The following is a 15,705-nucleotide window of genomic DNA, read 5'->3' as shown; positions in this document are numbered from 1 at the left end:
TTCATTGTAACTTTAATAAATACAACACTCTAACCCGAAAGAAACATTTAATATGTATGTCACTTCTTTTTGATAGATTCAATAAGCTCTCTTACATAATTGATAGGTATCGCATAACTAATGCCGGTAGATATCTGCTTATTCTCCTTTGTGATCTTTATAAATGCACTATTCAACACACCTATAACTTCACCCGTTTCAGGAAGAACCAGCGGCCCACCACTGTTACCGGGAAAAGCCGTACAATCAATCTGAAAGATGTAATATGGGTCTGTTAATGCCTTTATCATTCTATTGGAAAGTAATGACATATTCTGTACGGGAACTACCATAGGACTTATATTACTGATTATTCCAGTATGTGTAGTTGGATGCAATCCAAAAACAGGGCCATATGGATAACCACAAAGTGCGATAGACTGACCTTCTTTAACACTTGAAGAATCTCCTAACTTTAAATAATCAAATCCACTTCCTTTCAATTTAATAATCGAAAGGTCATATTTTATATTCTTGCTTATGAGTTTAGCACTTACTTTTATTGAGTTCCCTGTATCAGGAAAAAAAGCATATAAATTACCCATTTCGCCATTTCTTGCTATCGCACTTATTACATGCTCTGCCGTAATTGCGAAACCATTTCTACTAATGACAAAACCAGTACCATAGAATTTTACTGCAGGTCTGGAAAGTGGATGATAGGTCCCAACCGCTATTATTGAAGGTTTGATTCTATTTATCGTCTCTACCAGATGGGTATCACGGCCATGAGCAGAAACATTTCCAATTGTTAGCAGCAATAGTAATGTAAAAAAAGAAAAAAAACACATGATATCACGTATTGAACATAATAGAGTTTAACCGGGTACATAAAGAGATTATGCAAATAATACGGCACAATACAATCTGATCTGAAAAATATTAAAATGGAAGCCGTTCAAACTTGAACAAACATCGTCAAAAGTTGACAATTCATCACAATTGTGTTATTAAGCTGAAAGTAAACACTCAACACTTTCATAGATAATTGCGTATTATAAAAAGAAATACGATAAAAAAGAAACAATAAATATTAACAGGTTATCAATAAGAATGGTGACAATTGACCATCTAAATAATTGAACAATTTTGAATCATTAACGGTCTCAATGCTATATTTAAAAAATAATTTCATTAAATCATTCAAGAATCTGCTGCAAGAAGAGAAAAAACCTGTATATATGGTAGGTGCCGGCGCATTAATCACCACAATTTTGCTTATCATAGTCATGTACGTCTATGTGCCGCTTGGTGTAGATGGAGGGCTTTACAGCTATCCTGCTCTCTCCCTGTCGAGAAATTCAGATCCGGGAGAAAGCCAGCAGAGTGCTAAAGAACTCCAGGATATCAATGGAGTAAAGGCCTCTTTTGGTTACGATGTGAGCAGGACCGTAAGAATCATACCGATGTCGTGGTGGTTTAAAATTTTTGGGGCAGGTATATGGTCTGCTAAAGCATTTGGTATTATTGAAATGCTTATTTTGTTCACAATGGTTTATCTGCTTTTAAGAAAAATATCCGGCAACAAGTTTATTGTCCTGTTATGCTGGTTACTTTATTTAACGGATACAAACATTATCAGAGTAGGCTCTTCCAACCTACGCCCGGATTTAATGTTAACTATCATGACCCTGGCAGTTTTTCTCCTCATCAAAACAGGAGCCAAGAAAAATCATTTGATATTATACATTTCAGGTATTTTGAGCATCTCTCTTTTGAGCTTAATACATGTTACCTCTGCTGTTCCCCTCGCCTTTTTGATATCATTTTTAATAACAGAATTAATAGTTTCCTGGAATAGCATATCTAAATTTAAAAAACAATTTTATGCTTCACTTATATTAACCGGTACCCTTAGCTTTATTTTTCAAAAGGGCATTATGGATACTCTAATCCCAACTAAAATTCCTGTAAATTTTAATATGGATGTAGGGGATTCGGTTGTTTCAATTCTAAAAAATGGTGTCTTGCCTGTATTTGAGAAAGAGACAGGAAGGTGGTCCGATTATTTCTTTTTGTCAAATTCAGGAGAATTTTTTGCGTTAATCTTAGCTCTTGTGTTGTTTATTGTTTTTCTCTTTAGACATTCAACCAAAGAAAAAATATTAGCACGCATCAGTATTCCTGTCGGATGTTTATCTGCTATAGGAGTTTTGGCGCTGGACCCACATCCCTGGGCAGATCACGCTATACCTATTGTTCCATTCTTTTTCTTAATTCTTTGTAAAGAGTTAGAATTAACACCTAGTCCGGGAATAAAAAACTTGAGTCGGTCATTACTCCTCTTATTAACGATAGTAGCAGTGGGTTTACTGGCAGCTTTTAGTGGTAAATTTATTACCTATAGTATAAAGGAAAAATATAGTGAGAGTGCAGTCATCGAACTAATGGATGAAATTTTTAAAAATAAAGAAAAACATTACACGGTAGTTGGGCCAACAGAATTATGGCCATACATCAATCCTGATGTGAATGTTACAATCATTGATACAATACGTGGCAACAGATGGGCAAAAAGCGACTTTAATGGTGAAATTGATTATGTGATCCTGAATAATGACTTTGCCATTTATGACTGGGAGAGCAACTTGCGCTTAAAATATCCAAATATTGTTTTAAAAACAGTTGGAGAAGTGGGTAATGCAGAAACCGATTGGTTTTTTGTAAAAGTAATGAAACCGGTAAATCTGAATAACAACAATTACTGGCAAAGTGCCCTTCAGAGATACTTAGATACTAAATAGATTAAAACATCATTGATACCATTTAAAAGATTTATATGAAATTATCAGGTTGGGGAAATTATCCTGTAATAGACGCGGACATTAAAAAATTCAGCACCGATAACGGCCTGAAAGAGCATTTAAGAGATAAGCATCCTCTCATAACAAGGGGGTCAGGCCGCAGTTATGGAGACTCTTCATTAAATAAAAACATAATTTCTCTCCTCAGTCTAAATAGCATACATGATTTTGATGAGAATAATGGGACTATCAAATGTGATGCCGGTGTCAGTTTAGATAAAATTATTGATAAGTGTATTTTAAAAGGCTGGTTTTTGTCTGTAACTCCAGGGACTAAATTTATTACGGTAGGTGGAGCGATAGCCAGTGATGTACATGGTAAAAATCATCATAAAGAGGGCTCATTTTCAGACTATATTGTATCTATGGACATTATGTTGCCCGGAGGTATGATTATTCGTTGTTCAAGAGTGGCAAATTACCATTTATTCCTGGCCACATGTGGGGGAATGGGACTAACGGGAATAATTCTCAATGCGGTAATAAGGTTAAAAAGAATTGAAACCGCTTATATAAAGCAGAAAACTATCAGGGCCAGAAATATTTACGAGATGATGGAGTTGTTTGAACAGTACAATAACTTCACTTATTCAATCGCCTGGATAGATTGCCTTTCGAAAGGAGAGAAGTCCGGAAGGGGTATTTTGATGTTAGGAGAGCATGCAACAACGAAAGATATGAAGAAATCAGATATTTCTCAAAACCTACTGAAAATAAAGAAAAAAAAGAGGTTTAATATCCCATTTATGTTTCCTGATTTCACACTGAATAAATTAACCGTAAAAATCATTAATGTTCTCATCTATAACAAACATTCTAAAAAGGCAGAAGACTCTATAGTTGACTACGACTCTTTTTTTTATCCCGTTGATGGCATCCATAACTGGAACAGAATCTATGGGAAAAGAGGTTTTACTGAATATCAGTTTGTTTTACCTAAGAATGCATGCAAAGATGGCATTATCAAGATATTAAGGAAAGTAAATGAGAGTAAAATGGGTTCCTTTTTTGCTGGATTGAAACTTTTTGGCAAAGAAAACGCAAACCTGATATCCTTTCCAATGGAGGGATTTACACTTGCATTAGATTTTCCTATTTCTTCTGAGTTGTTTGCTTTTTTAGATCAATTAGATGAAATAGTTACAGATTATGGCGGAAGATTATATTTAACCAAGGATGCGAGAATGAGCGCTGAAATGTTTAAAAAAAGTTATAACAAATCCGAAGAATTTATTATTTACAAGCATAAATTAGATAAAGAAAATCAGTTTCAATCATTACAGTCAAAGCGATTGAATATTTAGTAACATTGTAATTTCTGTATTAAATATAGGTGTCTTGTGGGTCAATAAAAAATCCAGGTCTATTAACAACATTTTTATATGTTCGAGCCAAATATATGCTTATGAGAGGAATAGTAATCAAAAGATAAAACAAACCTAAATCTATCGTTAGAAAAGTTAACAGCGAAAGATCATGAATTGAAAACAGCAAAACACTAAACACCAAAAAAATGGCTACAGACAAAGATAATATAAAACGTAGAGGAAAAGTAGTACCTGCCAGAATTCCCGCAATAGCAAACCTTGCCATCTGATAAAATTTATAGTGAGATTTACCTGCTATACGTTTTTGACGTTGATATTGAATACCTTCCGATTTATACCCTGCATAAGCCATTTCAGTACGCAAAAAAGGAAATGTTGTTTGTGGCTTCAAAATTGCGTTACGTAGATGACGAGTAAACATGCTGTACTCTGCCATCCACATATAAACATTACTGTCAGCTATCAGCATATTCAACTTATAAAATATCTTTCGGCACCAGACAATGTACTTTGGTTCCGGCCGCTGAGAACGTATCCCATAAGCTAGGTGATTACCTTCATTGATTTTCTGGAGAAAGACTTTCAATAATTCCGGTGGATCTTCACAATCAACATCTATAATTGCATATACATCAGAATCTGCAGTCTGAAGTCCAGCTAAAAGCGCCGCTTGATATCCAAAATTTCTTGATAATGAAATAACATTAATTCGATTATCTTTCAGATGTGCATGTTTAAGTAAATCTAAAGAGTTATCTGTGCTTCCATCGTTAACAAAAAACAACTGCCACCCCTCAATCCCTTTTAAATCATCTAAGACAGGCTTGATTTTATCTAAGAATAGAGGGATACATTCAGTTTCATTATGAATGGGAGTTATGACTGATAATTTCATGTTCACCAAATAAAATGATCTTTATAATATTTAACGAGTGCCTTAAGCTGTTCATCAAAATCTTGTTCAGGCTTAAATCCCAGTTTCCTCAATTTGCTATCGTCTAATGAATAGCGTATATCTTCCCCAATACGAACATAATTTGTTTTTGTATATTTTTCCGGATCAGATGGTTCTTCGCCAAAATAATAATTGATAATCTTTTGAATAACCTCTTTGTTTGGCAATTCACAGTTACCTGATAAATTATAGACGGTATTACACTCTCCCTTATCAATAACTGTCATTATCCCTTGCGTTGTATCTTGTGCATGCAACCAATTCCTTCGGCAACTCCCATCCCCATGAACTGGAATTGGCTTACCTAATGTTAAATATTTAACCGCCTTAGGAATAAGTTTCTCAGGATACTGGTCCAGACCATAATTATTGGTTGGACGGATAATATTATAAGGAATATCGTGCGTTCTATGCCAACCTAAAATCAGTAAATCTGCTGCTGCTTTGGAAGCAGAATAAGGATTGCTCGGCGTTAAAATATCTGTTTCGCTATGAAGCCCTTCTGCAATATCTCCATATACTTCATCTGTACTGATGTGGACCAATAAAGGCATTTCATAATTACGCTTACTTCTGATTAATTCCAATAAATTTTCAACACCACAAACATTTGTCTGAACAAAATGCCTGGCATCCATAATTGAATTATCTACATGTGTTTCAGCCGCAAAATTAACAACAACGTCAATATCATACAGATGAGTCATTGTACATATATCTGCCTGTGTAAATTTAAAAAGGTCTGACCTTTTAAATTCTTGTAAACAGTGCTCATGCGCCGCATAAGTTATCTTATCGATCCCCCAGACATTCCATCCTCTATGTAAACAAGCACGAGTGAAATGAGATCCAATAAAGCCTAAACAGCCTGTTACCGCAACAACTTTTTTCGACATCATGGCTCCAATTATTTTATGATACAGATTTTACTCTTTCTGGCCTCGGAACAGGATAAATAAAATCTCCTTTATACCCGACAGCCATACATCTTTTTTGTATTTCTTCACCAAAATTCCAGGCTAATAATAATAAATCATCCACCATATTGTCTTTTGAATTTAACTCCTCAATCCCGCAAATTGGTATTCTTGCACCGGGTGTTAAATATTTCCATTTTTTAGGATTATCATCAATAATACGTTCTATCAATTGGTTATTAATACCAAAATAGTTCAAAAGAGTATTCCCTTTCGCGCTTGCCCCATATCCCCAGATAGTCCGTCCCTCTTCTTTCGCCTGATCAAGCAAAGCAATTAAATTTTGTTTAATTTTATCCACACGTTTAGCAAATGCGATATAGGTTTCACTGTTTTTAATACCAAAGCTTTCTTCCCGCTCTAATACCTCCCTGACATTATCGAAAACTTGATACACCCCTTTTCTTGCCATAATTATTCTAATCGTACCTCCATGAATATTATAAAACCGTTTAATATCGATGATCTCAAGTCCGTATTTTTCGATAAGATATTTAACAGGATTTACTCCTACGTAAGAAACATGTTCATGGTAAGCGGTATCAAAAAGATTACGTTCAATGAAATCTAATAAATATGGAAATTCTAAAATAAACATTCCTTTATCATCTAAACAAATTTCAACCGCTTTGACAAATTCATGAACATCGCCAACATGCGCGAATACATTTTGCCCGGTAATAATTGACGGCCTGCCATATCTTTCAACTATATTTAAAGCGATAGACGTTGACCAAAAACCACAAATAGTTTCAATCCCTTTTTCATTAGCTTCTTTTGCCAGATTCTTCGCAGAATCCACTCCTAATGTTTTAAACCCTTGTTTTTGAAATGCTCTTAATAAACAACCGTCATTACTTGCAATATCCAGAACAAACTTATCTGTACCATGATGCAATAATTGACTTACATCCCCAGCCAGCTGATCACAATGATCTCTGAACGTCTCAGGAGTAGAACTAACATACAAATAATGAGTAAACATTTTCTCCGGATTAACCACTACAGATAGTTGCGAGAGGCCGCACTCTTCGCACAACAGAATCTTCAGCGGAGCTTTAAACTCTTCCTCATTAACTTGATTCTGTTTTATATAAGAATTAGCCAATGGATGACTTCCAAGATCAAGATATTGAAATAAATTTTCAGATCGACAAACTCTACATGATGTGGTCTCTTTAAAATCTCGCATATTTACCTTCCTTCATTTGCTCGCAGAAGCGATTGACCCCATCTCTCCAATCGGGAATGGTGATGTTTAAATCATGAGAAATCTTTGCATTTGACATAGCCGTGAAATAAGGGCGTTGTACCTTTTCTTTAAAATAAGTATCAGGGACAGGTATAATAACCTTTTCAATTCCCATAGACTCATAATATTGTCGTGCTAATTCGTAACGCGAAGCATAACCGCTATTGCACAAATGATAAAGCCATTTAAGTTTCGCTTCTAAAGCTAATAAAGTGACTCTGGCAATGTCTTCTGAGTAAGAAGGCACCGAAACATGATTTGCAGTGACTTTTAATACATCTGCTTTAGCCGCCCACTGAGAAAGCTTATATAAGAAATTTTGTCTCCCATCCCCAAACACCCAACTAGTCCTGAGTAATAAATAATCAGCACCGACCTCCTTGAGAATTCTCTCCCCTTCTAATTTACTCTGTCCATAAGGATTAACCGGATGAGGCAGGTCTTCTTCTGTATACAAACCGTCTTTCTTCCCATCAAAAACAAAATCAGTACTAAAATGGACTAAAAAAGCGTCTATTTCTTTACTACTTAACGCTAAATTTTTTACTCCATTAGTATTGATTTCAAAGGCTGTATCATATTCTTCCCCGGTTGCATCTACATAATTAAATGCGGCACAATTAATAATATAATCCGGCTTTATATCCTTCGCGATTTTGATGACTGCGTTATAATTTGAAATATCTAACTGTTCTTTAGTAAATGAACTGACTTCCTTCTTTGCATCTGTTAATTGAGAAATAAATGCTTTTGCTAATTGCCCATTTGCGCCGGTTATTAAAAATTTATTTCTCATATTTAAATGTGTTATCTATTTTTTCAAGTGCCGGACTATTCTGGTCACTTTCAGACAATACAGGGTTACTGACAGGCCATGAAATAGCCAAACCAGCATCATCCCATGCGATTCCACGTGCTGATTCCGGGGCATATTCATTCGTCATATTATACAACATATCTGCCCAATCACTTAACACTACAAACCCATGAGCAAACCCCTCAGGAATATACAACATTTTATTATTATCCTCAGAAAGTATTTCAGCAACCCACTTGCCAAAAGTAGGAGAGCCTTCACGAATATCAACGGCCACATCAAAAACATCACCTTTAATACAACGAACAAGTTTTCCTTGAGCATTTGGATTTAATTGGTAATGTAATCCACGCAAAATATTCTTACTCGAACGAGAATGGCATATTTGAACAAAATCAACATCAATGCCTGTTTTTTTAAAATCAGAAAGCTTATATGTTTCCATAAAAAAACCGCGATCGTCTTTAAACACTTCAGGTTCGATTAAGATCACTTCCGGTATGGCAAGTTTTTTGAATTGAAATGACATTTATTATTTCCGATAATCTCAGATATAAATATTCGAGACGAAGACTTTAGAATAGTAAAGATAGCGTTTGAACATTTGTTGACAGGAAACTACTTTAAGTAATTTATGTGAGTATAGTAAGTTAGTAAAAAAAATCAAGAATATTTGAAAATGAAAACAAAAAAAGTTGTTTAAAAATGATGAGAAAATTTTTTATTGGAATCACAATTACAAGCCTGATAGTGGTTGTATTGTACAGTTTCTACATCGAACCACAGAAAGTTAACTTAAAGACAGTTAAGATCAGAAATAAAGCCCTGGCATCTACATTTAAGAAATTAAAAATAGTACAGCTTAGCGATCTACATATCGGAGAAAACAGGTCTTTATCTATAAAACACACACTTACAATCTTAAACACACTCAAACCCGACTTGATTTTATTAACGGGAGATTATGTTAAATGGAATGCGGGGAAACAGGCTTACGACAACGCTATAAGCTTCCTGTCAAAATTAAGCGCTCCACTTGGTGTATACGCTGTAATGGGAGATGCGGATTATTCTTTCTCTAGATGGTCTTGCCTGTTTTGTCATTCAGAAGGAAGCACACTCCCACCGATACAACATCAAGTCAAATTTTTAAGAAATGCTCGCATGGATCTCGAAGCTGGAGGTACACAATTTTCTATTATCGGCTTAGGAAATTCGGACTATGCGCCTGACTTAAAAACTCTGCATAAGATGCATAATGGCAAACCGACTATAGTACTCTCTCACGTCTCTTCTGTGTACAATAGTATAAACGCAACAGAGGATGTCCTGGTCCTTTCCGGCGATACCCATGGAGGTCAGGTGTTTCTCCCTGAATTTATCTGGAAGATTATTAAAAGGAAGCCTGACGTTGCACACATTTACGGTTTATATCGAAACGAAAATAAATCATTATATGTCACAAGCGGCATTGGCACATCAGATCTACGTTTTCGGTTTGGCATGCCTCCAGAAGTCGTATTATTTGAATTTATTGAGTAATATTTAATGTTGAATACCAAATTAATACGTTTGTTATTTTTATTACTACTCCCACCTATGCTTTTAATGAGTTGTTCACCAAGGCAACCATTTAGGTACGATTTTGAGACAGAAGACACACTCGATACACTCTCATGGCAATGTAAATCGCTCTTCACCCTTACAGACAGGCACGCAACGTCAGGTCAAAGATGCCTTAAGATGGAGTTGTATCCCTCTTCCTATCCCGGAGTAGAGCTGAATAAGTTCAATCCGGATTGGTCAAGCTACAGCACTCTTAATTTTGACATGTACCACCAGGAAGAAACACCGCTACTCTTTACCATTCGTATAGATGACCAGAACGCTCCTTCATTTCACAATAGATACAACCACGAAAGTACTCTTAAATATGGCATGAACCATATTTCTCTTCCATTAAACCGTTTACACACATCAGGAACAAATAGAAGAATAGTCCTTGCAACCGTCCAACAGGTAATCATCTTCCTGGTACAACCCAGAAAAAAACATACAATTTTCCTTGATAATATTCATTTGGAATGAACCCCCTCCTCCTCCCCTGCGCCTGGTGTATGTGGGGCCAATAATTAATTGTATATAGTTGCTAATATGATTGGATAAATGAATCAATCAATTCTATTTCCCAACGGCTCTCTGAAACAACCTCACCTGCTTCATCAAAGAGTTTAACATGATAATGGATACTATTAGCGCGGTACTTGTGCCAGTTCGGATCCGGAATATCAAAACTCCAAACATTTTCTCCTTCATATTTCATATCATAGTATCCATGACTTTTACCGGTACCAACATAATATCTAATTCTCGGAAAGACGGTAGAATGCTTCTCCTCTTCAAGCCCTTCCACCCGAATCTTGACAGTAAAAGGTCCTTTAGTATCTTTTGTCAAATCCACACCTTGATGTAACCATTCTACACCCGGAATCTGGTATAGATTGTCAAGCTGTTCCTGCAAACTTTCATCTTCAGTCATGTTAGTTTGTAATTCCGAACTGATTTTATTCCGAGGGGCGGTGTCACCCGTAGATGAGGCTGCAACCGTTAAATTATCAATCCAGAAGGTCTGATCGACAGGAGAACCATCACCTATGTATGGCCCGATAAGAATCTTATTGAATTTCATATCGGGATGCATCGCAGTCCTCATTATGACATCATTGTGGTCAATGATCAAATTGCCATCATACCAATATTTTATCTGACCATCTGCCACACCTTCTCCACCAGATATAGTATTCAATTTAAAATAAGCTTCTATAAAATGCCAATCACTCTTGTAATTTTTACCAGGCTTATCCTTAAAATAAATACTGCCTGCCTTCCAATGTTTTACATTGTTGTGGCCACTCCCCACCTTATAACAGCTCCCCTCTCCATTACAGCCTGCTACAGCCCTGTTTTCGGTAACGTGTGTAAGATCAACGCCTATCTTTGATTGGTTAATATTCAGCGCGTCCTGTATAGCAAGAAGAGGCTCTCCTTCATTTTGCTCTATATAGGCTGTTAAATGAGTACGAGAGGGCCCAATCCAGTCATCATCAATGTTTGTCAATAGATAAAGCTCATGTGGGTGATATGTCTTATTAGATCCTTCCCAGTTTGAACTGTATTTGACAAAATAGCTGACATAAACTTCGTCAGTTTCTGTAAATTTCTTTCTTATTGCCCCACCGGATTGTGGCGTCTTATCATTTTTTTTGAAGTGGAATACAACAGAACTTTTACTTCCCGGAACATGTTCTGATACTGTTAAACTCAAGTTTGTATTATCATACCATCCTCGCGAAGTAAAGTTCTTATCTTCAAAATCTTCTTTAAAAAGTATGTCTCTGACTATATTTTGTCCGTCATGAATTGTACCTGTATTTTCTGCTTTGGTTGCGGTATTTGTCGCTGTCTGTAAAAGAGATATTGATGATTGGCTCTGTTTCGGGTTATCTCCCAACACCACTGATTGAAGAAAAGGATCATTCATCCACTTCTCATACCCGGGATGACTCTTCCAGCGTTCATAATGGTCCTCGATCTTATCTGCAAGAGCTCGCTGGATGATGTCTCTCCCATCCTGACGGATGGAAATCTCTCCTCCTGACGGCATTTTGCTGTTGAAAAGCACTTCGACAGTACGACCGTCAATTTGCACCTTTGCCCCTTCCATATCATCACGACTCACAAGTTCACAGGGGACCATTCTGGAAACACCTTCGTCACAAGTCTGGAAGACGTTTAAAAAACGTTGTGAACGGTCACCGTTTTTCTCTTCCACCTCGATTCTCCAACCACGCAGACCTTCTCCCAGTAACCGGGATTGCCTGATGGCCCCACTGTCCAGGGGTATCTTGTAAGTTTCTGCTGTAGGTCCATGGTTCTTTCCATCCGGTGTCTCAAACTCGTGATACTCGCCACCGAGCAGTCGTATTTCCCGTGTCTCGGGCAGCAACATCTTTAAGAACATCCTGCCACCCATCTCTTCATCTGTGACGGTAACCACATTTCCATCCCAGAGATAATGTCCCTCGGGATGAATACGCTGATCCGGTGTTTCACTTCCATCTATCACGGGTTTATCAGCAGTGTGCAGAAGAAATGTAGAGTGACACAGATCACGCGCAGTGTCAACGCGGTCATACAGGAATATGAGATTGGGACGGGCATAGACCATTTCTCTGGTGAAAAGGTCCACATCATTGGGGTCATAATTATTAGTAGCATCTCCGCACACGTGGTCAAATTCCGGGGATGTTTCATACGCTATAATCTTAGCAACATTTCTTTCTGTAATATTTACACCACGCTTCTCAGACCATTGGGCAGGCCAGTGTCGTAGCAGAGATCCTCCTCCAATTGCTACTGGCTCCTCCTTTTCGTGTTTGATAAGAATGCCATTATGGGCCAGCGTCCTGGAAGAATAATCGGTTATCGCAGACGGGTTGAATTTAAGTCTTTTCATGTCCAGCAAATGGGCCCCGCCAGTATCCAATGCCAGGATGCCTTTTTTATAAATGGTAAAGGTGTTATTATCCGCATTGTGACGATTGTCTCCCAGTCCCCCAAGCGCTCCCGCGCGGAAATGCACAAAAGTCGCATCTTTGGACCAATTCTCACGCATTGAAGCAATACCACGAGTGGCAAAGAAACGACTGGGAGGAATGTCCTTCGGCTTCCGTTTGGGAATTTCAGGATCGTAAAAAAGAAGCCTTCCCCAGAAGCCGGCCATGACTTGATTCTCTCTGGACTCTCTGCGCCAGCCTCTGGCTTTCGGGTTTTCCGCGACAAGGAATTGATTAATCCACCATTGATAGAGCCCGTCCCGGTAACGTGCCGGAGCAGCGTGCAGCAGATACTCTCCGCCAAAAGAGCTTCCGACAGGACCAAACACAAGACCGGTGGTGTTGTCAAAATGGATGACGCTATTTCTCCATGGCATAAAATGGTAGATATAGTATGAGGCCAGGTGACGCATCCATGTACTTGTCTGCCATGTATCTTCGTCAAGAGCATTGCTCATGGCAGTAATATGCGCTCCAAGTCGGACCAGGGAGTGGTTGCCGATATAGGAAAAACTGTTAAAATCTCCACCTCGATTGTCCGCACTGTAATTTGAAGACTGAATTACTTTTCTGGTTTCCTTCACGCCACGAGCAATCCACTTTGCAATTTCTTCATCACGATCTGGATCAGAGCCGTAAAGAACTAAAGCAGGCCACAGGCAATCACTACCAGTTGACCACCGGAACTTATTTTGCCTACCAAGCGCAAGGAAACGGTCTATCTGATTAGTAATCTCCTCCCTGGTGAGAGTGTCCATGATCAAATCCAGGGTAAAGGGGTATGACCAGAATATACTCCCTTTTTCAAAGAATGGTGAATTCTTAATAACATCGGCATAACGACGTTCACCGCTGAGTTGGTATAGTACCCCCAGACAGATGCCATCCATTTGCTCCGGCGAAAACAATTTATAGTCCTTCTTAGAGATTTTTTTGTCCCAGTATGCCTTAAAACGCTCATAATCCGTTTTCATCACACCCTGGATTCTGGACTTATACGCAGGCAGGTCTCTGCCACGAAACAGCAGACGCGGCCTTTCATTTTTCACAAGGGAGCAATCAGCCGGAAATTCCAGACCACCAATATTTATCATATTTTCATTCGCCTGTACATAACCCGCAAAAATAAAAATGCCCAAGATGATTAAAAGTATTCTGATCCCTGATCTTTTCATGATTTTCGGATATATAGCCATTAGTAATATTCCAACCTTTCTAAATTATTCAAAATAAAAAAGTATGTTATCAATTCAGCACCATTCCTTAACCTCTTTGATTACCTTCGCTGGATTACCTGCGACAAGGGTATATGGAGGCACATCACGAGTTACCACAGAACCCGCGGCAACCACAGAGCCTTCACCAATGGTAACACCTTTCAATATAATTGAACGGCATCCAATCCAGACTCTATCCATAATTTTAACAGTTTTTACGATTTCCCGCGTGCCATTTAAAGAATGATAATCACGGTCCATAATGACACAATCCCATGCTACAATTACGTAGTTACCTATTTCAATGTTTTCGCCGCAATGTATCTCCGTTCTGTCACCAATAGAGCAACTATGACCTATTTGTAACCTGGCAATTTTATTATTAGCGCTATTTTGACAATTGAGCTTTACGCACGGCCAGAAAGTGGTAAAATCTCCAACACTTATCAAACCTTTTCTTTTAACAATTTTAATACTGCCTATTATTCTTATCTTAGATATTTTTTGAAACCTTATAAGTGATGTGAGTATCCCCTTAAAATATCCTACACTTTTATGAATAAGTTCAAACAACCCCTGAGAACGGATTTTGTTGATTAATTGTATTTCTTCGCTCATTGATAGTAAATATTTGAATGTAAACTGAATACATATTCAACCTGAATTACAATATATTAAATTATTGAGTGGCCGGCATTGAAATATAATTTAAAGCAAAATGAATCAGTTAATTTCAAGAAGTTTCTTCACGCGATCTTTTAAATAAAAGAACATTTACTATACAATAGTAACACTAATCATGCAAGATTGAACACGGGTCAAAAAAGGAGAAATAGATGTACCGAGCCAACTATACCAGCATCACTTTCTATATATTTTATTTAAGAAATTATTCCATTGAATTTTCCATTCCTCATCTCTAATTAATTTAATACTTTTCATCTCTTCAGTTAACTTATCCTTATGTTGAAACATTTTCATTATAGCCTCAGCTATATCTTTTGCAATATTCTCAGTATAAACAGAACCTTTACTAAAAAACCTTTTTATTACTTTCTTGTTTGATATTATTAAGGGTTTTTCTGCGGCAATGGCTTCATAACCTCCACATAATAAATTGTCCTCTTCGTATGTCAAAACCATGATGGCATCCACTGACCTCAACATATTTTGATACATTTCAATTGGCAAAAAGCCGGTTAGTTCAATATTTGAAGGTAATATATCTTTATTAAATCTATTATGTTTTCCTGTAATATAGACACAAATACCTTCAGACAGTAGACTTCCCGCTTTAATTACCTCTTCCCACGGCTCATCCTCTGAAAACGTACATACATACAATATATTTACTTTACCCTTAAGCGGTACTTTCTTGAATTTGCGGTCAAACGTGGGGATCATGTCCGGCAAAATGAATATTTCATTGTTTGTTTTGTCTCTTATCTTCTCCTGATAGGAACTATTAGTTACTATGATCAAATTGCAGCATTTTAGTGAGAATCTATTTAACGACTGAAAAAGCAAGCCATTTAACCCCTGAGGATTAATGTAATGCGTATGGAGGTCAATAATTAATGAATATTTAAAAGCATATTTGTAAACCGCGGAAATGAAAGACAAAACTACAGATGGGTTTGGGACAATAAGAATGTCTGGTTTTTCTTTCAAAAGAATGAAAAAAGTGCATATAGTAGCAA

13 protein-coding genes are annotated in these 15,705 nt (G+C 37.2%); 4 read left to right on the top strand and 9 right to left on the bottom strand.

The annotated features are described in order from the left end of the window. Positions 1–59 precede the first annotated feature (59 nt). Positions 60–800, bottom strand: coding sequence for a S1C family serine protease (locus tag SCALIN_RS21065; RefSeq protein ID WP_162532456.1), 741 nt, complete (start codon positions 798–800; stop codon positions 60–62). Positions 801–1,148: 348 nt separating this feature from the next. On the opposite strand from SCALIN_RS21065, the gene SCALIN_RS21060 reads away from it, so the two are divergent. Both SCALIN_RS21060 and SCALIN_RS21055 read left to right on the top strand, forming a co-directional pair. After that, the gene (locus SCALIN_RS21060; RefSeq protein WP_133112138.1) at positions 1,149–2,783 is read left to right on the top strand and encodes a glycosyltransferase family 39 protein; all 1,635 of its coding nucleotides are present in this window, start codon (positions 1,149–1,151) and stop codon (positions 2,781–2,783) included. A 35-nt stretch (positions 2,784–2,818) separates the two neighbouring features. Then, a complete protein-coding gene (locus tag SCALIN_RS21055; protein ID WP_096896404.1) occupies positions 2,819–4,147 on the top strand; it encodes an FAD-binding oxidoreductase in 1,329 nt (442 codons plus the stop codon). 19 nt (positions 4,148–4,166) lie between these two features. Here the strand turns inward: SCALIN_RS21055 and SCALIN_RS21050 are convergent, their stop codons facing one another. Genes SCALIN_RS21050 through rfbC form a run of 5 tightly spaced genes read right to left on the bottom strand, consistent with a single transcriptional unit; the run spans position 4,167 to position 8,701 of the window. Then, on the bottom strand, positions 4,167–5,066 hold the full coding sequence (locus tag SCALIN_RS21050; protein ID WP_096896403.1) for a glycosyltransferase family 2 protein: 900 nt from the start codon (positions 5,064–5,066) through the stop codon (positions 4,167–4,169). A gap of 2 nt (positions 5,067–5,068) precedes the next feature. Next, positions 5,069–6,025, bottom strand: coding sequence for a dTDP-glucose 4,6-dehydratase (locus SCALIN_RS21045; protein WP_096896402.1), 957 nt, complete (start codon positions 6,023–6,025; stop codon positions 5,069–5,071). 13 nt (positions 6,026–6,038) lie between these two features. Continuing rightward, the gene (locus SCALIN_RS21040) at positions 6,039–7,295 is read right to left on the bottom strand and encodes a class I SAM-dependent methyltransferase (protein ID WP_096896401.1); all 1,257 of its coding nucleotides are present in this window, start codon (positions 7,293–7,295) and stop codon (positions 6,039–6,041) included. Continuing rightward, positions 7,282–8,151 (bottom strand): dTDP-4-dehydrorhamnose reductase, encoded by an 870-nt coding sequence (gene rfbD / locus SCALIN_RS21035; protein WP_096896400.1) that lies wholly within the window; start codon positions 8,149–8,151, stop codon positions 7,282–7,284. Before rfbD ends, SCALIN_RS21040 begins: the two co-directional genes overlap by 14 nt. Beyond that, the gene (gene rfbC / locus SCALIN_RS21030) at positions 8,141–8,701 is read right to left on the bottom strand and encodes a dTDP-4-dehydrorhamnose 3,5-epimerase (RefSeq protein WP_096896399.1); all 561 of its coding nucleotides are present in this window, start codon (positions 8,699–8,701) and stop codon (positions 8,141–8,143) included. The genes rfbD and rfbC overlap by 11 nt, the downstream gene beginning before the upstream one ends. Before the next feature lie 176 nt (positions 8,702–8,877). On the opposite strand from rfbC, the gene SCALIN_RS21025 reads away from it, so the two are divergent. Then, the gene (locus SCALIN_RS21025) at positions 8,878–9,714 is read left to right on the top strand and encodes a metallophosphoesterase (protein ID WP_096896398.1); all 837 of its coding nucleotides are present in this window, start codon (positions 8,878–8,880) and stop codon (positions 9,712–9,714) included. A gap of 6 nt (positions 9,715–9,720) precedes the next feature. Beyond that, entirely contained in the window at positions 9,721–10,260 is a 540-nt protein-coding gene (locus tag SCALIN_RS21845; protein ID WP_133112136.1) for a hypothetical protein, read from the top strand. Positions 10,261–10,321: 61 nt separating this feature from the next. Here SCALIN_RS21845 and SCALIN_RS21015 read toward each other — a convergent pair whose 3' ends face one another. The 3 genes from SCALIN_RS21015 to SCALIN_RS21005 all read right to left on the bottom strand — a co-directional run. Beyond that, complete coding sequence (locus SCALIN_RS21015; RefSeq protein WP_096896396.1) at positions 10,322–13,984, bottom strand: polysaccharide lyase family protein; 3,663 nt, start codon at positions 13,982–13,984, stop codon at positions 10,322–10,324. A gap of 54 nt (positions 13,985–14,038) precedes the next feature. Then, positions 14,039–14,623: an acyltransferase gene (locus SCALIN_RS22945; RefSeq protein ID WP_203415604.1), complete on the bottom strand. Its 585-nt coding sequence runs from the start codon at positions 14,621–14,623 to the stop codon at positions 14,039–14,041. 243 nt (positions 14,624–14,866) lie between these two features. Beyond that, positions 14,867–15,705: glycosyltransferase family protein (locus tag SCALIN_RS21005; RefSeq protein WP_203415609.1), on the bottom strand; the 839-nt coding region annotated here is incomplete at its 5' end.

Origin of the sequence: Candidatus Scalindua japonica (genome assembly GCF_002443295.1) — a bacterium.
Classification (GTDB): domain Bacteria; phylum Planctomycetota; class Brocadiia; order Brocadiales; family Scalinduaceae; genus Scalindua; species Scalindua japonica.
The sequence above is the reverse complement of the archived record's forward strand: the minus strand, read 5'-3'. Positions and strand labels throughout refer to the sequence as shown.